Annotated in this window: 15 protein-coding genes; 8 read left to right on the top strand and 7 right to left on the bottom strand. The window is 74.4% G+C overall.

Going from position 1 to position 20,718, the window contains the following annotated elements; translation table 11 throughout:
• Window positions 1-25: 25 nt before the first annotated feature.
• Window positions 26-1,630, top strand: coding sequence for a bifunctional 3'-5' exonuclease/DNA polymerase (locus FHS22_RS18035; RefSeq protein WP_184943137.1), 1,605 nt, complete (start codon window positions 26-28; stop codon window positions 1,628-1,630).
• Between the two features lie 99 nt (window positions 1,631-1,729).
• Here FHS22_RS18035 and FHS22_RS18040 read toward each other — a convergent pair whose 3' ends face one another.
• From FHS22_RS18040 to FHS22_RS18060, 5 genes are all read right to left on the bottom strand, one after another.
• Window positions 1,730-3,049: an MFS transporter gene (locus tag FHS22_RS18040; RefSeq protein WP_338047800.1), complete on the bottom strand. Its 1,320-nt coding sequence runs from the start codon at window positions 3,047-3,049 to the stop codon at window positions 1,730-1,732.
• A gap of 155 nt (window positions 3,050-3,204) precedes the next feature.
• Complete coding sequence (locus FHS22_RS37365; RefSeq protein WP_221473765.1) at window positions 3,205-5,394, bottom strand: serine/threonine-protein kinase; 2,190 nt, start codon at window positions 5,392-5,394, stop codon at window positions 3,205-3,207.
• Between the two features lie 217 nt (window positions 5,395-5,611).
• Window positions 5,612-7,006, bottom strand: coding sequence for a YlbE family protein (locus FHS22_RS18050; protein WP_184943139.1), 1,395 nt, complete (start codon window positions 7,004-7,006; stop codon window positions 5,612-5,614).
• A 79-nt stretch (window positions 7,007-7,085) separates the two neighbouring features.
• Complete coding sequence (locus FHS22_RS18055; protein WP_338047801.1) at window positions 7,086-8,711, bottom strand: FdrA family protein; 1,626 nt, start codon at window positions 8,709-8,711, stop codon at window positions 7,086-7,088.
• Entirely contained in the window at window positions 8,708-9,607 is a 900-nt protein-coding gene (locus tag FHS22_RS18060) for an oxamate carbamoyltransferase subunit AllH family protein (protein WP_184943141.1), read from the bottom strand. The genes FHS22_RS18055 and FHS22_RS18060 overlap by 4 nt, the downstream gene beginning before the upstream one ends.
• Before the next feature lie 127 nt (window positions 9,608-9,734).
• On the opposite strand from FHS22_RS18060, the gene FHS22_RS18065 reads away from it, so the two are divergent.
• The 7 genes from FHS22_RS18065 to cutA all read left to right on the top strand — a co-directional run bounded on the left by FHS22_RS18065 (window position 9,735) and on the right by cutA (window position 18,116).
• Complete coding sequence (locus FHS22_RS18065; protein ID WP_184943142.1) at window positions 9,735-11,297, top strand: PucR family transcriptional regulator; 1,563 nt, start codon at window positions 9,735-9,737, stop codon at window positions 11,295-11,297.
• An 89-nt stretch (window positions 11,298-11,386) separates the two neighbouring features.
• Entirely contained in the window at window positions 11,387-11,608 is a 222-nt protein-coding gene (locus tag FHS22_RS18070; RefSeq protein WP_184943144.1) for an RNA-binding S4 domain-containing protein, read from the top strand.
• A gap of 387 nt (window positions 11,609-11,995) precedes the next feature.
• A complete protein-coding gene (locus FHS22_RS18075) occupies window positions 11,996-12,643 on the top strand; it encodes an NYN domain-containing protein (protein ID WP_184943146.1) in 648 nt (215 codons plus the stop codon).
• Between the two features lie 240 nt (window positions 12,644-12,883).
• The gene (locus FHS22_RS18080; RefSeq protein ID WP_184943265.1) at window positions 12,884-14,290 is read left to right on the top strand and encodes a uracil-xanthine permease family protein; all 1,407 of its coding nucleotides are present in this window, start codon (window positions 12,884-12,886) and stop codon (window positions 14,288-14,290) included.
• A complete protein-coding gene (locus FHS22_RS18085; protein WP_184943147.1) occupies window positions 14,287-15,156 on the top strand; it encodes an FAD binding domain-containing protein in 870 nt (289 codons plus the stop codon). Before FHS22_RS18080 ends, FHS22_RS18085 begins: the two co-directional genes overlap by 4 nt.
• Window positions 15,149-15,634, top strand: coding sequence for a (2Fe-2S)-binding protein (locus FHS22_RS18090; protein ID WP_184943148.1), 486 nt, complete (start codon window positions 15,149-15,151; stop codon window positions 15,632-15,634). The genes FHS22_RS18085 and FHS22_RS18090 overlap by 8 nt, the downstream gene beginning before the upstream one ends.
• A gap of 97 nt (window positions 15,635-15,731) precedes the next feature.
• Window positions 15,732-18,116 carry an aerobic carbon-monoxide dehydrogenase large subunit gene (gene cutA / locus FHS22_RS18095; protein ID WP_184943149.1) on the top strand — a complete coding sequence of 795 codons (2,385 nt, stop codon included), beginning with the start codon at window positions 15,732-15,734 and terminating at the stop codon, window positions 18,114-18,116.
• Window positions 18,117-18,177: 61 nt separating this feature from the next.
• Here cutA and FHS22_RS18100 read toward each other — a convergent pair whose 3' ends face one another.
• Complete coding sequence (locus FHS22_RS18100) at window positions 18,178-19,359, bottom strand: sensor histidine kinase (RefSeq protein WP_184943150.1); 1,182 nt, start codon at window positions 19,357-19,359, stop codon at window positions 18,178-18,180.
• Window positions 19,360-19,454: 95 nt separating this feature from the next.
• On the bottom strand, window positions 19,455-20,699 hold the full coding sequence (locus FHS22_RS18105) for an MFS transporter (RefSeq protein WP_184943151.1): 1,245 nt from the start codon (window positions 20,697-20,699) through the stop codon (window positions 19,455-19,457).
• Window positions 20,700-20,718: the final 19 nt, after the last annotated feature.

A 20,718-nucleotide genomic window follows, 5' to 3' on the forward strand; every position in this document is an offset into this window, starting at 1 on the left:
CGGTCGCCCGTGGCACGCTGGGGGCATGAACGTCGTGGTCGTGCCGGGAGACGAGGGCGGGGGGACGCTCCGGCCCGAGGGGAGCCCGGCCGCGGCCGTCGCGGATCTGGCGGCGGCCGCGCGGGAGCTGGAGGCGGGTCCCGGCGGGCCGCCGCGCTGGGTCTGGGCCGACACGCGGGAGGCCTACCCCGCCCTGCTCGCCCGGGGCGTGCGGCTCTCGCGCTGCCACGACCTCGCGCTGACCGAGGGCCTGCTCCTGGCCCACGGGGGCCGCCACGGCGAATCCCGCTCGGCGCGGGCGGCGCACGCCCGGCTGCACGGCCTGCCGGTCCCGGAGGAGCACCACGCGCCCGAGGCGCGGCAGGCCACGCTGTTCGACGAGGAGGTCCCGCCGCTCGGCGCGGAGCAGGCTGCCGAGGTCCACGCCGACCAGCTCCGGCGGATCGAGGCGGTGCCCGACCCGCACCGCTTCCGGCTGCTGGTCGCGGCCGAGTCCGCCGGGGCGCTGATCGCCGCGGAGATGGGCCACGACGGCATGCCCTGGCAGCGGGCCGAGCACGACGCGCTGCTGGCCGAGATGCTCGGCCCGCGCCCGGTGCACGGCATGCGCCCGGCCAAGCTCCAGGTCCTGGCCGACCAGGTCGCGGCCGTGTTCGGCACGGCGTTCAACCCCGACTCCTCGCAGCAGATCGTCAGGGCGTTCAAGTCCGCGGGCCTGACGATCTCCTCGTCCAGGGCCCACGAGCTCCGGCGGCTCGACCACCCCGGTGTCGCGCCGCTGCTCGCCTACAAGGAGCTCGCCAGGTTCCACAGCTTCCACGGCTGGGCCTGGGCCGACCAGTGGGTCCGCGACGACCGCTTCCGCCCGGAGTTCGTCGTGGCAGGGGTGGTGACCGGCCGGTGGGCCACCAGCGGCGGCGGAGCGCTGCAGATCCACAAGGCCATGCGCAGGGCCGTCGTGGCCGACGAGGGCTGGACGCTGGTGGTCGCCGACGCCGCCCAGCTCGAACCCCGGGTGCTGGCCGCGATGGCCGGGGACGGCGGGCTGGCCCGGGCGGCCGGGCAGATCGACCTGTACCAGGCGCTCGCCCAGGCGTTCGGCGGTGAGCGCGACCACGCCAAGATCGCCATGCTCTCGGCGATGTACGGCGGGACCAGCGGGGACGCCCCCAAGCTGCTGGCAGTGATGCGCCAGCGCTTTCCCGACGCCTACCGGTTCGTGGAGGACGCGGCGCGGGCGGGGGAGGAGGGCAGGCTGGTCCGCTCCTGGCTGGGCCGTACCTGCCCGCCTCCCTCGGCCCGCTGGCGGGAGCTGGTCTCCGGGCCGGAGGGCGGCAGGGCGGCCCGCGACCGGGGGCGCTTCACCCGCAACTTCGTGGTGCAGGCGACCGCGGCCGAGTGGGCGCTGGTGCTGATGGCCGTGCTGCGCGGGCTGCTGCCGGACCCGGCCCGGCTGGTGTTCTTCCAGCACGACGAGGTGATGGTGCACTGCCCCGCCGAGCTGGCCGGGCAGGTCGTCACCGCGGTGGGCCGGGCCGCGGAGGAGGCGACCCGGCTGCTGTTCGGCCCGACGCCGGTCCGCTTCCCGATGGAGACCGCCACGGTGCGGTGCTACGCCGACGCCAAATGACGCGAACCGGCCGGGCGAGGCGCACCGGCCGGGCCCGGCGGGCGGATGCGGCGGACGGATGCGGCGGACGGCCCGGTGGACGAGCGCGGCGGGCGCCGGTCAGCGGCGGTCGAGGGCCAGCCAGAGGCCGGTGGCCGTCACCATGACCGCAACGGCGGTGCCGAGCGTCCCGTAGGACAGGGTCTCCACGATCACTCCGGCGACCACCGTGCCGGTCGCGCCGCAGCCGTTCATCACCAGGTCCGACAGGCCCTGTACGGCGGGGCGCCGCTCCAGCGGCACCGACTCGGTGAGCAGCGCCGAACCGGAGACCAGCCCGCAGGACCAGCCCAGGCCCAGCAGGACCAGTCCGGCGGTCACCTGCGGCACGCCGTGCTCGCCCGCCGTACCGGCCAGGACGGCGGCGGCCAGCAGCAGCGCCATGCCGAGCACCAGCACCTGGACCCGGCCGATCCGGTCGGCCAGCCAGCCGACCACCGGGGAGAGCACGTACATGCCGACGACGTGGAGGCTGATCACCAGGCCGATGACCGTGACGCCGGCGCCGTGGTGGTCGAGGTGGATCGGGGTCATCGACATGATCGAGACCATGGCGGTGTGGCTGATCGCGATCGCGGCGAGCGCCCGCCACGCGGCCGGGGACTCGCGCAGCGAGCGCCACGCGGCCCGCAGCGTGCCCTCGGCCTTCGGGGCGGTCCGGGCGATCCCGGGCTTCAGGGCGGCGGCGGGTGCCGCGGCCTCGGGTGCCGCGGCCGCCTGCCTGGTCGCGGCCTCGGGGGCCGCGCCGGTCACCGGGGCACCGGCCCGGGAGGCGGCGAGCGAGCGGGCCAGGACCAGCGGGTCGGGACGGAGAGCGAGCGTGATGACGCCCAGGGCGACGGCGAAGGCCAGCAGCGCCAGGACGAACGGGCCGGTGTAGTCGGCCAGGCCCAGCTCCCTGGCCAGGTCGTCGGCGGGCCCGGCGAGGTTGGGCCCGGCGACCGAGCCGATCGTGGCCGCCCACACCACCCACGACAGGTGCCGGGCGGAGTGACCGGGCGGGGACAGGTCCGTGGCCGAGTAGCGCGAGGCCAGGTTGCCCGCACCGCCGCTGCCGAACAGCACCAGTCCGGCCAGGAGCAGCGGCCAGGAGCCGAGGGCGATGGCGAGCACCGTGACCAGGCAGCCGAGCATCGCGCAGGCGTAGGCCAGGGTCAGCCCGGTCCGCCGCCCGCCCTTTCCGGAGGCCCTGGCCGTGGGCAGGGCGAACAGCGCGGCGCCGAGCACGGTCGCGGTGCCCGCCAGGCCGCCGACCGCCTCCGAGCCGGAGAGCTTGGTGACCACCACCGTGCTGAGCGTGAACCCCACGGCGGTGCCCATGCCGCTGGCGATCTGCGCGGCGGTCAGGACGCCCAGGGTCCGCCGCTGCACGGCGGCCACAGCCGCAGGCTTATCAGGGGATAAATCGGTGTTTGTATGGGTTGCGGTCACGAGTGAAGTCTGCCATCACTCGTGACCGCGATCCCATGCCGGAGTACCGGCACGGCCCGGCGGGCGGACCGGAGGCCCGGACGCCGGCGGCGCGGAGCCGGGTGTCAGAGCGCGGGGTCGAAGGCGCCGAAGAACGCCTCGACCAGCCCGGAGCTCTTCTCCCAGTCGATGTCCTTCACCCGGATCGTGATCTGGTAGGCGATCTCATCGCTCACCACCACGTAGCGGGTCAGCCCGTGCATCGGCACGATGCCGTCGACGTAGGTGTACTCCCAGTCGGCGGCCTTCCACTCGCCGTAGGCGACCGGGGACACGCCGACCTCGGTGTACTCGTCCAGCCCGGTCTTGTCGACCTTGCCGAGCGCGGCCACCGGGTCGGCCGCCGGCACCTCGGTGACGACGATGCTCCGGCCGCTGCTCTTCGGCCCGGAGAAGGTGACGGTGCCGTCGTCGCTCGCCCGCACCGTCCAGTTGCCGGGAACCGCACCGGAGACGCCGCCCCCGCTCAGCTTCTTGAACCCCTCGGGGACCTCGCCGCTCCTGCCCGACGACGGGACCGGGTCGGCGGACGCGGAGACCGCCGGGGACGACGCGCCGGTCTCGGGGGCGGTCGAGTCGCCGGGCAGCAGGGTCAGCAGGGCGGCGACGACCACGCCCACCGCCCCGAGCCCGGTCACCAGCAGCAGGCGCGGGGTCGGGCGCCCGTCGCGCATCCAGTCCTCGCCGGAGGCGTCCCTGCGGCGCGCGCTCCGGCGGCCCGCCGCGGGAGCGGTCTCCCGGAAGCGCCCGGCCCGGCGCGGCCCTGTCTCCAGGGCCTCGCGGGCGGAGGCCGCGGCGGGCAGGATCGGGGCCGGGACGCCGGGGGCCGCGGCCGGCCGGGCGGCGGAGCCTGCGGTGATCTCGCCGGAGGCGCTGCGCAGCGGGTCGAAGCTGCGCATCGGATCGAACGGGTCGGCACTGTTCGCGCCGAACGGGTCGGCACTGTTCGCGCCGAACGGGTCGGCACTGCTCGCGCCGAACGGGTCGGCGCCGAGGACGTCCCCGGAGGCGCCGGGACCGGCCGGCCGGCCCAATTCCGCCGAGGTGCTGCGCAGCGCGTCGTAGCCGCGCCGGTGCCCGCCGGGAGCGGCGGGGATGCCGACCTGCCCTGAGGTGGACAGCAGGTCGGTGCGGTGCGCCCCCGATGGGCTGGACAGCGCGTCGTAGCCCGCGGGGTGGCCGCCGGAGACGCTGCTCTGCGGGTCGTACGGCACGCGCACCGGGCCCGAGGGGGTCTCGATGATCCGGGAGGGCATCGGGCCGGACGGCGGGTCCAGGGGCGGCATGAGATGCACCGGCATGGAGTTGCCGGGGACCGGCATCACCGTGGGCACCTGGGAGTTGGGTCCCCGGTTCGGGGTGTTGGATCCGTGGCTGCGCAGTACCTGCTCCAGCAGGTCCGACACCTGGGCCGCGGAGATCCGGTCGGCCGGGTTCTTGCGGAGCAGGCCATCGATGATGCCGGCCAGCGCCCCGGCGCGCACCGGCCGGGCGGGCTCCTGGGTGAGGATCGCGCCGAGGACCGCCATCGCGTCGGGACCCTCGTACGGCGGGCGGCCCTCGACCGCCGCGTACAGGGTGGCGCCGAAGGACCACAGGTCGGCGGCCTGTGTGATCGGCTGGCCGGAGAGGCGCTCCGGCGGGATGTAGGCGGGCGAGCCCATCAGCAGCCCGGTCTGGGTGATCGTGACGTCGCCTTCGATGGCGGCGATGCCGAAGTCGGTGAGCACCACCCGGTCGGCGGTGAGCAGCACGTTGCCCGGCTTGATGTCGCGGTGCAGGATTCCGGCGGCGTGCGCGTGGCGCAGGGCGTCCAGGACCCGGATGCCGATCTCGGCGGCCTGGGCGACCGGGAGCGGCCCGCTCTGCCGTACGGCCTGCTCCAGGGACCAGGCGCGGACGAGCTCCATCACGATCCAGGGGCGCCCGTCCTCCTCGACGACGTCGTGGACGGTCACGATCCCCGGATGGCTGATCCTGGCCGCGGAGCGCGCCTCGCGCATCATGCGCCGGTGCGCCACCTGCTTGCCCGCGTGGTCCAGGCCGTAGGGAAGGATCAGTTCCTTGACCGCGACGTCGCGGTCGAGCAGCACGTCGTGCGCGTGCCAGACCATGCCCATTCCGCCGCGGCCGACGGGCGACAGCAGGCGGTAGCGCCTGCCGACCAGTCTTCCCTGTCCCTCCGGTGCGGTCCCGGTGATGTTCGCACCCTCCGGTCCAGGGGGTACCTTGCCGATCACGCGATCCGCTGACATACCCCGCCCCCCATGTCCAACCCTATTTGTGAGGTTGAACACGATATAGGGCTTACATTCGGCAATGGAAGCTGGGTCATGGAGAAAGCGTTGCCTCCTATTTGCCGGTGACTGGTGTTCTTTGTGTGGCGGTGTCGCCGCCCGGCCCCTGACGTGGGCGGATACGAGCCGCCGGTGAGGCGTCCCGGTCCGGCCGTGCTTTATCGGAAACGATCACTTATCCGGCCGGCACGGCGCCCGCCAGGGCGGCCAGCGCCTCGGTGAACGCCGAGGCGGGCGGGGTGACCAGGCCCGCCCCCACCTGCCCGGTGCCCGCCACCCGGCCCGCGATGCCGGTGTTCACCGTCGGCAGCAACCCGGTCCTGGCCACCAGCGTCACGTCCACGCCGACCGGGGTGCCGCGGAAGCCGAGGCCGGGGATCTGGTAGGCCGGGTGCTCGGCGAGGGTGATCTCGTACATCGAGCGGGTGGCCGCGACGGCCGCGGAGACGTCGCCTCCGACGAACCTGACGATCGCCGGAGCCGCGGCCATCGCGAAGCCGCCCAGCCCGGCGGTCTCGGTGATCGTCGAATCGCCGATGTCGGGGTTGGCGTCCGCCGGGCCGTACGCGCCGAGGTAGAGCCCGTCCGGCACCCCCGCCGGGCCGGTGAACCAGCGATCGCCCAGGCCGGAGACCTGCACGCCGAAGTCGGTGCCGTTGCGCGCCATCGCCACGACCAGTGTGGAACCGGGCACGTCCCTGGCCGCGTCGGTGCTCACCTTGCACGCGGCCATGCCCGCGTTGAGGAAGAAGTGGTCGTTGCCGCCCGCGAAGCGCAGCACCCCGGCCGCGTGGGCGGGGGCGGCCTCGACCAGGCCCGGCGCCAGCTCGCGGATCAGGAGCGAGGTCGCGGCGCGGTTGCGGTTGTGCAGCTCGTCGCCCATCTGCAGGGCCTGCGCGACCAGCGCCCGCAGGTCCAGCGGGCCGGTCAGCTCCAGGGCGGCCCGGAGCGAGGGGCCGAGCACCTCGCCCATCCAGCGCAGCCGGTCGATCACCTCGGGCCCGTAGGCGCCGTAGCGCAGCACCTTGCCGAGCCCCTCGTTGAGCGAGCAGTAGGCGGTGCCGCCGTGCTCGGCGTCGCGCACCTCGAACATCCACATCGACGGGCTGACCACGCCCGCCATCGGCCCCACCGTCCGGTGGCGGTGGCAGGGCTCCAGCCGGGCGCGCCCGGAGGCCAGCCGCTCCTCCGCCTCTCCGGCGTCGGCGGCCAGGCCCTCCAGCAGCATCGCGCCGATCAGCGCGCCGCGCATCGGCCCCGAGGCGCGCTCCCAGGTGATCGGCGGCCCGGCGTGCAGGAACGTGCCCGGTGGCAGGTCCAGCACCTCGCGCGCGGGCCGTACCGCGACGAGCTGCGGGCGGGCGGAGACCAGCCTGCCCACCGCCCGGGCGTTGGCGGCGGCGCGGCGGGGGTCGGCCAGCACCCGCGCCAGGTCCGCCTCGGTGCCGGGCAGCGGCGGGCGCCAGTCCACCGCCACCCGCGGTACGGCCTGCGCGTCCAGCGCCCGGCCGAGCACGTCCGCCCCGGCCGTGACCACGCGGGGCTCGCCGGAGAGCATGGGCAGCGTCATCGGGCACTCCTGACAGGGAGGGGGCGTCGGGCCCGGGGCGTCCCGCCGGGCGACGTCCGGGATCGCGGGCCGCCGGGTGTCATCGGGCATCCGCCAGCCGGGCCGCGTGCCGGGCGGCCCGCGCGTTGGAGGCGAACACGTCCGCCCCGGCCTCACGCAGCGCCCCGGCCTGGGCTTCGAGCCCCTGGGGGTCGCCGGTGGAGCCGACCAGCGCCACGACCACGGGCACGCCCCGGGAGACGGCCGCGGCGATCGCGGGCGCGAGCCGTACGGCGGGGTCGGGGTCGGCGCCGTGGCCGAGCACCACGTCCAGCAGGACGACCTCGCCGGGGGCCGCCGCGGACAGGGCCTCCAGCCGGAGCGCCGGATCGATCATCGGGTGGGCGCGGCCCCGGGTGTAGGCGTCGTCGCCGTAGTCGGTGAACTCCCCGGCCCCCGCGATCAGCCGGGCCTCCGCGCAGAGCGTGCCGCCCGAGTAGATGCCGCGCAGCGTCCTTCCCGGCCGCGGTGGGTCCGCGCCGTCCGCCGCCGCGCCGTCCGCCGCCGCGCCGTCCGCCGCCGCGCCGTCCGCCGCCGCGCCGTCCGCCGCCGCGCCGTCCGCCGCCGCGCCGTCCGCCGCCGCACCGCCCCCGCCGGGCGCCGGGCGCCCGTCCCCGCCGGTCCACGAGGGCCATTCGGGGACCTCCCCGCCCAGCGCCCGCAGCACGTTCCCGGCCGCGGCGGTCAGGTCGTCCTGCCCGGGGCCGAGGAAGGCGGTCACCACCGGCGTGGCGAGCTTCCCTGCGGCCTCCCGCACGGCCTGCGCCACCTCCGGGGCGGGAGGCTTGGAGATCAGCACGATCAGCCCGGTCGCGGGGTCGGCGTCCAGCGCGTCGAGGGCGCGGAGCGTGGAGGCTCCGCCCACCTCCGCGGAGAGGTCGCGCCCGCCGACGCCCAGCACGTGGCTGACCCCCACCCCCGCCAGGTCCAGCAGGCACGCCACCTGCTGCGCGCCGGTCCCCGAGGCCGCCACCACCCCGACCGGCCCGGGCCGGAGCACGTTGGCGAAGCCGAGACCGGTCCCGCCGACCACGGCGGTGCCGCAGTCGGGGCCCATGACCAGCACCCCGAGCTCTCCGGCCCGCCGTTTGAGCAGCACCTCCTGCTCGACGGGCACGTTGTCGCTGAAGATCATGACGGAGCAGCCCGCCTCGACCGCGTCCAGCGCCTCGGCGAACGCGTGCGGCCCGGGGACCGAGACCAGGACCAGCGTCGCCCGCCGCCCGGCGGCCGGGTCCCCGGAGGCGTCCCCGGCCGTGTCCCCGGGCGCCGTGTCTCCGGGCGCCGTGTCTCCGGGCGCCGTGTCTCCGAGGGCCGTGTCTCCGAGGGCGGAGCGGAGGGCGGAGCGGACGGTGCGCGGCGGGTGCTCGGCGGCGGCCGGGCCCGCCGCGCGGAGCGAGAGGTCCGCCAGGAGCCGGTCGAGTTCGGCGGCCGCCCGCCCGGCCGCGGCCTCGTCCACCGCGCGCAGCGCGACCAGCAGGTCGGCCGGCCCGGCGGCGGGGAGCGCGAAGCCGAGCTCGGCGGCGATGCCCAGGTTGAGCTCGGTGGCCATGGCCACCACCGCGACCTCCACCCCGGGCAGCCCGGAGAGCGCCTGGCTGACCCGCATCAGGCTCACCGAATCGTGGTACACCCCGGCGCGGACCTGGACCAGATCGTCGTTCACCTTCCACCGCCTCCGAGGTCGGGGCCTCCGAGGTCGAGGACGGCGGAGAGACCGATGCGCAGCCCCCAGGCCAGGTCGGCTCCGGAGGTGTGGCCGAGCTGGAGCAGCCGGTACAGCGCCGGCTCCAGCGACTGCCGCCCGGCCAGGGCGCGCAGGACGGCCAGCACCTCGCCGCTGGCCTCGCCGCGCGCCGCGCAGTGCAGCAGGGTCGCCGAGATGGGAGTGGTCCTGCTCCGGGCGTCGAAGGTCACCGCGGCGGCCAGCCAGTCGGCCAGCCAGACCGCACGGCCCGCCCCGGCCGCCGCGCCCAGGTGGCGCAGGGCCACCAGCAGCCCGGCGAGCACGTCGTCGCCGCTCGGCGTGAGGCCGGGCCCCAGGCCGACGAGCTGCTCGGCGGCCGTGATGCTGCGCAGCAGCGAGGCCTCGGCGCACCCCTCGGCCAGCAGCGCGGCGGCGCCGTTGCCCTCCAGCCCGGGACGCCTCGGCGACCGGTCGCAGAGCCCGGCCAGGGCGGGCAGCGAGCGCGCCAGCCGTACCGGGTCCACCGGGCCGAGCGGCGGGGCCGGGTCCCACCAGCGGTGGGCCCGCAGGCTGAGCGTGCCGAGCTCGACCGCGCCGTCCCCGACGGAGGCCTCGTCCCCCACCTCCACCATCGGCAGGCGGTCGCCGAGGACCACCGCGTTGGGCAGCCGGACGGCCTCCCCGGTGACCACCGCGATCACGTGCGGCTCCAGCTCCGCACGGACCTCCAGGTAGATCCCGGAAGGGAAGGCCGCCAGCACCCGCGCGGGACGGCGGGGCGACTCGAGCACCGGGCGCAGCGCCGCGCTGGCCGCGCCGGTCGCCTGTGTTCGCGGATGCGCCCGCTGCGTTCTCGGGCGCGTGCCGACCGTCACCTGACCTCACCGTCCATGGCCCGACGGTAGAACGGCGCTCGATCACCGCCGTACGGAGAAAGCTGCCAACAGTCCGCCCAAAGGTTGGCTCTTCCTGACAGACGTGTACATCAGACACAATCGGCTCATGGAACCCCCCGTCCGACTGGCCAGCACCGGAACGATCACTCATGGCGTCTCCGTCGGCGAGGTCCTCGGCGCCTCGACGCTGGCCGGAGCCCGGCTGATCGCGGGGGAGCGGGGCCTGGACCGCATCGTGCAGCGGCTCAACGTGATGGAGGTCCCCGACATCCTCGCCTGGGTCAAGCCGCACGAGCTGCTGCTCACCACCGGCTACCCGCTGCGCAACACCCCCCAGTCACTCGACCGGCTGGTGAGCGACCTCGACGAGCGGGGCCTGGCCGCGCTCGCCATCAAGCTCGGCCGCTACCTGGACGAGCTGCCCGACGAGATGGTGGAGCAGGCCGACAGGCTCGGCTTCCCGCTGATCCAGCTCCCCGACGACGTCGGATTCGACGACATCCTCAACCAGGTCCTGACCGACATCCTCAACCGGCAGGCCGCCGTGCTGGCCAGGGCCGAGGAGGCGCACCGGGCGCTGGTGGCGATCGTGCTGGCCGGGGGCGGGCTGCACGAGGTGACCGCCGAGGTGGCCGGGCTGCTCGACGTGGCCGTGGCGGTTGTCGACGACACCGGCCAGACGCTGGCCTCGGCCGGGCCCGCCGAGTACGTGGCCGCGCTGGGCGGCGCCCCCGACGACCGGCGCACCGTCGTCCCCGTCGTCGCGGGCGGCCACCACCACGGCCGGATCGCCGCCTACGGCCCCGCCGGTGCGCTCGACGAGCGCGACGTCGGCATCCTGGAGCGCGCCGCCACGGTCGCGGCGCTCGTGGTCACCCGGCAGGAGGCGGTCAACGCGGTCGAGAGCAAGTACCGGGCCGACTTCCTGCGCGACGTGCTCACCGGCCGGGCGGGCGACTCCGGGCGGGTCGCCTCCCGGGCCAGGGCCTTCGGCTGGAACCTGGAGCGCCCGGTCACCGTCCTGGTCGCCGAGCTCGACCCGGACGGCGACGAGCGGACCGCCCAGGACCGCCTGGTGGCCTGCTGGAGCGCGGCACTGCGCCGCCACGACCCGCGCGGCGCGGTGGCCGGCTTCTCGCACGAGGTCGTCGCCGTCGTGGACGCCGCCGCCGACACCGCCCGCCTGGCCAGGGACGCCGCCGCGGCCTTCGCCGAGTGCCTGCCCGCGACCTTCTCCACCGGCGCCAGCCGTACGGCCACCGGGGCCGAGGCGCTCCCTGAGGCGTACGGCCAGGCGCTGAAGGCCGCCAGGGTCGGCCGCCAGCTGCACGGCCCCGGCGCGGTCGCCCACTTCGACCAGCTCGGCGTCTACCGCCTGCTCTCCCTGGTGGGCGACACCGGCGAGCTGCACGCCTTCGTCCACGAGACCCTCGGCCGGCTCGCCTCCGACGACGACGCCGACAACGCCGACCTGCGCCGGACCCTCCAGGTGCTGCTGGAGACCAACCTCAACGTCGCCGAGACGGCCCGGCGGCTGCACTTCCACTACAACACCCTGCGCTACCGCATCGGCAAGCTGGAACGCATGCTCGGCAACTTCACCGAGGACGCCCACCTGCGGCTCAACCTGACCCTGGCCCTGCACGTCCTGCGCATGCGCGGCATCTGAACCCCGGCGGCGCGGGCCCGGGACGGCCCGGGGCGATCCGGGCGCGCACACCGGGGAGAGCCGCCCGGCCGGGACCTAAGCTGTGGGGCGTGAACGAGACCTTTGAGCTGGAAACCGACTACATCCCCCTGTGCGACCTGCTGAAGTACTGCGCCGTCACCGACACCGGCGGCCAGGCCAAGCACTTCATCGCCGACGGGAACGTCATGGTCGACGGTGAGGTCGAGCTCCGCAAGACCTGCAAGATCCGGGCCGGCCAGGTCGTCACCGGCGACGGCTTCGAGATCCACGTCGTCGCCCCGGGAGCCTAGGGGGCCCTCGCCGGAGCCTCGCGTCCCGCCGCCCGGCCGGTGCCGTGTCCCCGGCCGGTGCCGTGTCCCCGGGCCGGCCCGCCGCACCGGAAGCGGTCCCGGCCGGTCGCGCCGCACGCCGGTCACGATGGGTAGTGGATCGATCGCTCATTGTTCGCTATTCTTATTCGAACTGGTAGGCGACAAAAGGAGCCGCCCCGACTGTTCGGTGCCCGCGGAGCCCGTCGATCCGCCGGCGTCCACGCATGGCGACGGAGTCATGACCCGCTGCCTGCCGCCCTGGGATCGAACTGGTGGGCGAAAAAGAAACGGCCTCCCAAGGGAGGCCGTAGAGCCAGGGGGAGTAGCCCCTGGCGTTATATGACTCCATGTTAGGGGAGGTCGTCCGTGCGTGACAAGTCGAACGGCGGAGCGGCGCGTGTGGGCGTCTACATCGACGGATACAACCTCTACTACGCGCTGCGGAAGCTGGGCGGGCGCCGCTACCTCTGGCTCGATCTCGCCGGCCTGGCCGCCCGCCTCCTCCACGGGGACCAGGTTCTCGAAGCGGTGTACTACTTCACCGCGCCGGTCCGGCGCGACCCCGCCTCGGTGGCGCGCCAGCGGAGGTACCTCGCGGCGCTGCGGTGCGGCGGCGTGCTGAGGATAGTGCTCGGCAGGTTCCTGGAGCTGAGGATGCAGTGCCGCGACTGCGGAGCCGGATGGCGGACCTACGAGGAGAAGCAGACCGACGTCGCGATCGCCACGGCCATGGTCGCCGACGTCGCCCTCGGCCGCGTCGACGTCGTCCTGCTGATCTCGGCCGACTCGGATCTGTGCGCGGCCGTCCGCACCCTCCGGGAGATCGATGCGCACCGCGGGACGAAGACGAGGGTCGTCGCGGTGTTCCCGCCGGGCAAGGGCTCGGACCAGCTGCGCCGGGTCGCCGACGCCTGGTTCCCCCTCGGTGAGGCGGTCATCCGCGGTTCCCAGCTGCCCGACGTCGTCCAGGACCGGAACGGGGCCTCCTACCACCGGCCGTCCTACTGGAACTGACCCCTGCCACCCGGACCCGGAGGAGCGCCGCGGCCGGGCGGCAGGGGTGCCCCCGCCCCCCGCCGGGCGCGGTTACCGGCGGTGTGCAAGGGCTTCTCTGGCCGACGGGTTAGATTTGGCAGATCATGACGGTGTGAGCCGGGGTTCGCGGTCCTAATGTGCCCGCAACGGCAGTAAGCGATCCGCCGGAGGGAGCCTGCGGGGCGGCCACCGACCGACGGCCCGGGAGAGGTGGGCTTGATGGTTGCAGGTTGGACGAAACACGGAGACGGCAAGACTCTGGCGCCGGGAGAGGTCGTCAGGCCGCACGAGCGGTTGTCCTGGCCCCGCATGGTCGGGTTCGGGGCGCAGCACGTCATCGCGATGTTCGGTGCGACGTTCGTGTTCCCGCTGGTCATGGGGCTGGACCCGAATGTCGCGATCATGTTCTCCGGTGTCGCGACGATCCTGTTCCTGCTGATCGTCGACGGGAAGGTGCCCAGCTACCTCGGCACCAGCGCCTCGTTCGTCGGCGGGGTGCTGGCCATCCGGGCGGCCTTCGGGGGCGACAACCCGGGCGTCGACGCGATCGTCACGGGTGCGATCCTCGTCGCGGGCCTGGTGCTCGCCCTGATCGGCGTGGCGATGCACATCCTCGGCGTGCAGATCATCAACAGGATCTTCCCGCCCGTGGTCACCGGCGCGGTGGTCATGCTCATCGGGTTCGGCCTGGCCTACGTGGTCGCGGACATCTACTGGCCGCAGGACCAGTGGATCGCGCTCATCACGATGACGGTGACCTTCCTGATCATCGTGCTCTTCAGGGGGTTCGTCGGCCGGATCGGCATCCTCCTCGGGCTGGTCATCGGCTACCTGCTCTCCTGGGCCGCCGACCGGGTCTTCGGCGACATCACCGCCTTCAACGCGGGCACCGGGCAGATCGACACGCACGCGAGGGTGAGCTTCGACGCGGTCGCGAAAGCCGACTGGATCGGCCTGCCCGGCATGCACTGGCCGGACTTCAAGATCTCCGCCGTCCTCCTGGTGCTCCCCGCGGTCGTCGCCCTGGTCGCCGAGAACGTCGGCCACGTCAAGGCGGTCGGTGAGATGACCGGGACCGACGTCAACCCCTACATGGGACGGGCGATCATCGGCGACGGCGCGGCCACCGTGGTCACCAGCACCTTCGGCGGCTCGCCGACCACCACCTACGCCGAGAACATCGGCGTCATGGCGGCGACCAGGGTCTACTCCACGGCCGCCTACTACATCGCGGCCGTCATCGCGATCCTGTTCGGCCTCTGCCCGAAGTTCGGCGCGCTGGTCGCGGCGACCCCGGGCGGTGTGCTGGGCGGCATCACGGTCATCCTCTACGGCATGATCGGCCTGCTCGGCGCGAAGATCTGGATCGAGAACCGGGTGGACTTCTCCGACCCGGTCAACATGGTCCCCGTCGGGGCCGGGATCATCCTGGCCATCGGGCCGGTCAAGCAGGTGATCAGTTCGGACTTCACCCTGGAGGGCATCGCCCTGGGCACCATCGTGGTGCTCGCGGGCTACCACCTGCTCCGGGCGATCTCCGGACGCGGCGGGGCCGGTCCCAACCCGCCCGGCTCCGAGACGCCGGTTCCCCGGTCGCCCGGGCTGAAGGGAGAGGCAGCCGGTTGAAGCCGCCCCCCTTCGACTACCACGCTCCCCGTTCCCTCGGCGAGGCCCTCGACGTCCTCGCCGAGGCCGGGGAGGAGGGCAAGGTGCTCGCAGGCGGGCAGAGCCTGATCCCGCTGCTGAACATGCGGCTGGCCGCCCCCGCGCACCTGGTCGACATCAACCGGCTGCCCGGTCTGGCCGCCGTCGAGGCGGCGCCGGACGGGGTCCGGATCGGGGCGCTGGCCCGGCACGCCCAGGTGGAGCGCTCCGAGCCGGCGGCGGTGGCCCAGCCGCTGCTCCGCCAGGCGCTCCGGCTGGTCGCCCACCCGGTCATCCGCAACCGCGGCACCGTCGTCGGCAGCCTGGTCCACGCCGACCCGGCCGCCGAACTGCCCGCCGTGCTGGCCCTGCTCGGAGGCTCGGTACGGCTGGCGCGCCGCGGCGGCACCCGGGACGTCCCGGCCGGGGAGTTCTTCACCGGCCCGCTGGAGTCGGCGGCCGCCCCCGGCGAGCTGGCCGTCTCCGCCCTCTTCCCGGCGCTGCCCCCGCGCTCGGGCACCGCCTTCCGCGAGGTGGCCCGCAGGCACGGCGACTACGCCCTGGCCGGGGTCGCGGCCCTGGTCGGCCTGGACGAGGACCTGCGGGTCACGACCGCCCGGGTGGCGTGCGTGAGCGCGGGCCCCGTCCCGGCGGTCGCCGACGTCGCCGGGGCGTGCGGGCACCGGCCGCCCGCCTCCGCCGACTGGGCCGGGGCGGCGGAGGCCGTACGCGCCCGGGCGGAGCCGGAGGACGACATCCACGCCACCGCCGCCTACCGGCGGCACCTGATCGGGGTCCTCGCCGAGCGGGCGCTCCGCGACGCGGCCCGGGAGGCCCTGAATGCCTGAGCAGGCCCACGAGATCACTCTGGTCGTCAACGGCACGGTACGGCGGGCCGAGGTGCCGGGACGGCGGCTGCTGTCGGACTGCCTCCGGCACGACCTGGGACTGACCGGCACGCACGTCGGGTGCGAGCACGGCGTGTGCGGGTGCTGCACGGTGCTGCTGGACGGCGAGCCGGTCCGCTCGTGCCTGACGTTCGCCGTCACCGTGGACGGCCGCGAGATCACCACCGTGGAGGGACTCGCCGACGGCGACCGGATGTCGCCGGTGCAGCGGGCCTTCGCAGAGTGCCACGGCCTGCAGTGCGGGTTCTGCACCCCGGGCTTCCTGTGCACGGTCACCGCGCTGCTGCGGGAGAACCCGGCGCCGACCGAGGAGGAGGTGCTGGAGGGCGTCTCCGGCAACCTGTGCCGGTGCACGGGCTACCAGAACATCCTCAAGGCCGTGCACCGCGCGGCCGAGATCATGGCGGAGGAATCGTGACCGGCTCGGGCGACCGCCGTACAGGCCGATGCCCCATGGCGGGCGGAGAGGCGCCGGACGCGGGAACCAGCCGGCCGCTGGAGCGGGAGGGCGGGCGGTGACCACCAGACTCTTCGGCGAGCCGGTCCAGCGGCGGGAGGACCCGCGGCTGCTCACCGGGCGGGGCCGCTACCTGGACGACCTCGGGCCGGACGCGCTGGCGGCGGCGTTCGTGCGCTCCCCGCACGCGCACGCCCTGATCCGCGACATCGACGTCTCGGCCGCGCTCGACGTGGACGGGCTGGTGGCGATCTACACCTGGGAGGACCTGCCGGACCGGCTCGCCGAGCCGCTCCCGCTGCTCATCCCGCACCCGGCGCTGACGCACGGCCGCACCGCCCACCCGCTGGCCCGCGAGCGCGTCCGGCACGTCGGGGAACCGGTCGTCATGGTCGTCGCCCGCGACCGCTACCTCGCCGAGGACGCCTGCGCGCTGATCCGGGTGGACTACGAGCTCCTCAAGCCGGTGGTCGGGGTGGAGGAGGCGGCGCAGTCGGCGCAGCCCGTCCACGACGACGTGCCGGGCAACGTCGGCGCGCACCTGGTCCAGGAGGTGCCCTCGGCGGACGGGCGGGGCGCCCGCGAGGTCATCGAGGGCGCCCCGCACACGCTGGCCTTCCGGCTGGACGTCGAGCGCAGCGCGTCCATGCCGCTGGAGGGGCGCGGCGTCTACGCCCGGTGGGACGCCGACGACGCCTCCCTGCGGGTCTACTCCAGCACCCAGACGTCCACCAGCGTCCGCATGGCCGTCGCCGCCAAGCTGGGCCTGCCGCTGCCCAAGGTCGAGGTGATCGCGCCCGACGTGGGCGGCGGGTTCGGGGTGAAGATCGTGCACCCGTGGCCCGAGGAGGTCCTGGTGCCCTGGGCGGCGATGCTGCTGGGCCGGGAGGTCAAATGGGCCGAGGACCGGCGCGAGCACTTCGTCTCCTCGGCGCACGAGCGGGCCCAGGTGCAGTTCGTCCGGGTCGGCTTCGACGACGAGGGCCGGGTGCTCGGCCTGGAGGTGAACATCCTGCACGACCACGGCGCCTACACGCCGTACGGGATCATCGTGCCGATCATCACCTCCACCCAGCTGCCGGGGCCGTACCGGCTCGGGTCCTACCGGGTGGAGTTCTCCTCGATCTACACCAACACCGTGCAGGTCACGCCGTACCGGGGGGCGGGCCGCCCGCAGGCGGTGTTCTGCATGGAGCGCACCATGGACCGCATCGCGGCCCACCTCGGGCTGGACCGTACGGCGGTGCGCGCGGCCAACTTCATCCAGCCCGGCGAGTTCCCCTACGACCAGGGCCTGATCTTCCAGGACGGCCGGCCGCTGATCTACGACAGCGGGGACTACCCCGAGTCGCTGCGCATGCTCAAGGAGCTGATCGGCTGGGACTCCTTCCCCGGCCTCAAGGCGGAGGCGGCGCGGGAGGGCCGCCGGCTCGGCATCGGGATCGGCTGCTACGTCGAGGGCACCGGCGTCGGGCCGTACGAGGGCGGCCACGTGCAGGTCACCTCCGACGGCCGGGTGCACGTCTCCACCGGGCTCACCTCGCAGGGCCAGGGGCACGAGACCGCGTTCGCGCAGATCGCCGCGACCGAGCTGGGCGTGCCCCTGGACCGGGTCTCGGTCGTCACCGGGGACACCCGCAGGTTCGGCTACGCGGTCGGCACCTTCGCCTCGCGCGCCGCGGTGATGAGCGGCAACGCGATCGCCCTGGCCTGCCGGAAGGTCCGCGAGAAGGCGCTGCGGATCGCCGCCGACGCGCTGGAGGCCGACCCCCGCGACCTGGAGATCACCGACGGTGTGGTGCACGTGACCGGCACCCCGGCCGCCGCCGTCCCGCTGGCCACCGTGGCGGTGCTCGCCAACCCGCTGCGCTACGCCTTCGACGCGGAGGCGGCCCGGGCCACGCAGTTCGCCGGGGCCTCCTCCTTCGACCGGCCGCCGGTGCAGGAGGGCCAGGAGCCGGGTCTGGAGGGGCGCGACTACTACTCGCCGATCCGCTCGACCTTCGCCTCCGGCATGCACGCGGCGATCGTGGAGACCGACCCGCTCACCGCCGAGATCCGGATCCTGCGCTACGCCGTCGTGCACGACTGCGGAAACCTCATCAACCCGATGATCGTCGAGGGGCAGATCCACGGCGGCGTCGCGCAGGGCGTCGGCGGCGCGCTGTACGAGCGCATGGTCTACGACGGGCACGGGCAACTGCTCAACGCGTCCTTCATGGACTTCCTGATGCCGTACGCCACGGAGGTCCCGCACGTGGAGACCGCGCACCTGCAGACTCCGTCCCCGCTCAACCCGCTCGGCATCAAGGGCGCGGGCGAGGCCGGGGTCATCCCGGTCTCGGCGGTGATCGCGGCAGCGGTCGAGGACGCCGAGGGCATCCCGATCGACCGCATGCCCATCTCCCCGTCCGACCTGTTCGGCCTGCGCGGGGCCTCCTGACGGCCGCCGCGGCGGTGGCCCGGCGGCGCCCCGCGGCGGTGGCCCGGCGGTGGCCCGGCCCCTACTCCGGCACCGGGCCGCCGTCCGGCAGGACGACGGTGAAGCAGGCGCCGGGATCGGCCGGGGTGTAGCGGGTGTCCCCGCCGTGCGCGCGGGCCAGCTCCCGGGTGATCCACAACCCCAGACCGACCGAATCGGGGTTGGTGTCGGCGTTGCTGAACCGGGAGAACAACTGGTCCCGCTTCTCCTCGGGAACCCCCGGGCCGTGGTCGCGGATGTGCACGGCGACCATGCCGGACTCCTCCCGCCCGGCGCTGATGACGATCGGCGGGGAGCCGTGGCGGACGGCGTTGGCGGCGAGGTTGACCAGGATCTGCTCCAGCCGCTGCGGGTCGGCCAGCACGGTCAGGCCGGGATCCACCGCCACGCTCACCGGAGCGGTCAGGTAGCCGACGGCCTCGTCGACGGCGGTGCTCAGCCGGACCTGCCGCAGGTCGAGCTGGAGTCCCTGGCTGTCGACGCGCTCGGCGTCCAGCAGGTTGGCGGCCAGCCGCCGGATCCGGCTGCTCTGCCGCAGCGCCATGGAGATGATCTCGTGCCGCTGCTCCGGCGGAAGGTCCCCGTCGTCCAGCGTCTCCAGCGCGAACTGCACCGAGGTCAGCGGGGAGCGCACGTCATGGGCGAGCGTGGCGGTCAGCGCGGCCCGCCACCGCTCCATCCGCCGGATCGTGTCGCGGTCCCTGCGCTGGTAGCCGACCTGCTGCGCGATCAGGGCGCCCACGCCCATCACCGCCGGGATGAGCAGCGCCGCGCCGCCGATCACCACCGGGCCGCGCTCATCGATGACCAGGGGGGTGACGTAGGCCAGCGCCGCGACCGGGCCCAGCGCCAGCACGGCCGCGATCGAGAAGTGCATGCCCACCCAGACGAACAACATCGTCAGGAACGGCGCGGTGCCGATCGAGCCGCCCGTGAGCGCCCAGGTGCAGTAGGAGAGCAGCACCAGCACGGGCACGCACAGGACGAGCGGAGCCTGCGGGTCGAGCCGGGACCAGGGGGTCCACCACGCCGCCGCGGCCACGCCCGCGGCGAGTACGGTGACCGCGATGAGGGGGACGTGCTGGTCGTCCGGTGCCGTCAGCAGTCCCACCGCCGCCAGGACCGTGCCCAGGGCGAAGACCAGCGCCATCTGGCGCGCGGCGTGCCCCGGGTTCTCTCCCAGCACGGATCTCTGCTCCGACATCACGACCCCCCGGTGCGAGCTTCCCCAACCCTCCACGATAACCATCGGCGACGCGGGAGCGACACTCGGTGATCGGCGGGCGCCCCGCCGGAGGGTCAGGAGGCGGCCTCGTCCGGGGCGGGCAGGTCGCGCATCCCGCGCAGCGGGGAGAGCAGCAGCGGCACGACGGCCAGCATCGTGAGGCCCGCGCTGACCCAGAGTGCGGCACGGGCTTGGAGGACCTCGCCCAGGACGCCTCCGGCGAGGCCGCCGAGCGGGAGGGTGCCCCACACCACGAAGCGCATGGTGGCGTTCATCCGGCCCAGCATGTGCTCGGGCGTGACGCTCTGGCGGAAGCTGACCTGGCCGACGTTGTAGAGCACCACGCCGACCGAGTTCACGAACGTCCCGATCACGAACAGCGAGAGCCCCCAGCCGGGTTCGGTGAGCGGCACCAGGACCATGAACGGGGACGTGACCAGCATGGAGAGCCAGATGAGCCGGGCCGAGCCGACCCGGCGGCTCACCCGCCCCACGACCACCGCGCCGGTCAGGCCGCCCACGGCGGCCGCGGAGAACATCAGGCCGACCAGGCCGGGGGCGAGGCCGAGCACCCGGGACAGGAAGATCATCTCGACGGCGGCGAAGATGCCGTTCGCGAAGTTCGCGGTGGCGGTGCAGGCGGCGATCATCCGCAGGATCCGGTGCGTGGCCACGTAGCGCAGGCCCTCGCCGATCTCCTTCAGCAGCCCCCGGCGCTCCGCCCGGCCGGGCACCTGCTCGGCGGCGTCGATCCGCCACAGGAAGAGAGCCGAGCCGAGGAAGCTGACCGCGTCGGCGAGCACCGCGACCGGCGCGGTCAGCAGCTGGACCAGTCCGCCGCCCAGACCGGGCCCGGCCACGCCGGCCGTCGAGCGCACGACCTCCAGCGTGGCGTTGCCGTCCACCAGCCGGTCGCGGCTGATCAGGCTCGGCAGGTAGCTCTGGTAGGCGATGTCGAAGAAGACCGTGGCCAGGCCGGTGCCGAGCGCCACGCCGTACAGCTGGAGCATGGTCAGCGCGTCCAGCCACCACGCGACCGGGATCGAGGCCAGCAGCACCCCGCGGACCAGGTCGGCGGCGACCAGGATGCGGCGCCGCGCCATCCGGTCCACCCACACCCCGGCGGGCAGCCCGATCAGCAGGAACGCCGCGGTCTCGGCCGCCACCAGCAGCCCCATCTGGAGCTCGCTCGCCTTCAGCGCGGTCAGCGCCACGAACGGCAGGGCGATCAGGCTGATCTGGGTGCCGGCCTGGCTGATCGTGTCGGCCCCGAACAGGAGCATGAAGTTCCGGTGCCGGAACAGGCTGGGAGGGGTCATCGGGGCATCGTGACGAAGA

This window comes from Thiemannella venezuelensis (genome assembly GCF_014203605.1).
Taxonomy (GTDB): domain Bacteria; phylum Actinomycetota; class Actinomycetes; order Streptosporangiales; family Streptosporangiaceae; genus Planomonospora_A; species Planomonospora_A venezuelensis.

What these genes read in the sequence shown, in the direction of transcription:
- FHS22_RS18035 (WP_184943137.1), top strand. Translation starts at nt 26, where the DNA reads ATGAACGTCGTGGTCGTGCCGGGAGACGAGGGCGGGGGGACGCTCCGG.
- FHS22_RS18090 (WP_184943148.1), top strand. Translation starts at nt 15,149, where the DNA reads ATGCCTGAGCAGGCCCACGAGATCACTCTGGTCGTCAACGGCACGGTA.
- FHS22_RS18080 (WP_184943265.1), top strand. Translation starts at nt 12,884, where the DNA reads ATGGTTGCAGGTTGGACGAAACACGGAGACGGCAAGACTCTGGCGCCG.
- FHS22_RS18065 (WP_184943142.1), top strand. Translation starts at nt 9,735, where the DNA reads ATGGAACCCCCCGTCCGACTGGCCAGCACCGGAACGATCACTCATGGC.
- FHS22_RS18105 (WP_184943151.1), bottom strand. Translation starts at nt 20,699, where the DNA reads ATGACCCCTCCCAGCCTGTTCCGGCACCGGAACTTCATGCTCCTGTTC.
- FHS22_RS37365 (WP_221473765.1), bottom strand. Translation starts at nt 5,394, where the DNA reads ATGTCAGCGGATCGCGTGATCGGCAAGGTACCCCCTGGACCGGAGGGT.
- FHS22_RS18100 (WP_184943150.1), bottom strand. Translation starts at nt 19,359, where the DNA reads ATGTCGGAGCAGAGATCCGTGCTGGGAGAGAACCCGGGGCACGCCGCG.
- FHS22_RS18050 (WP_184943139.1), bottom strand. Translation starts at nt 7,006, where the DNA reads ATGACGCTGCCCATGCTCTCCGGCGAGCCCCGCGTGGTCACGGCCGGG.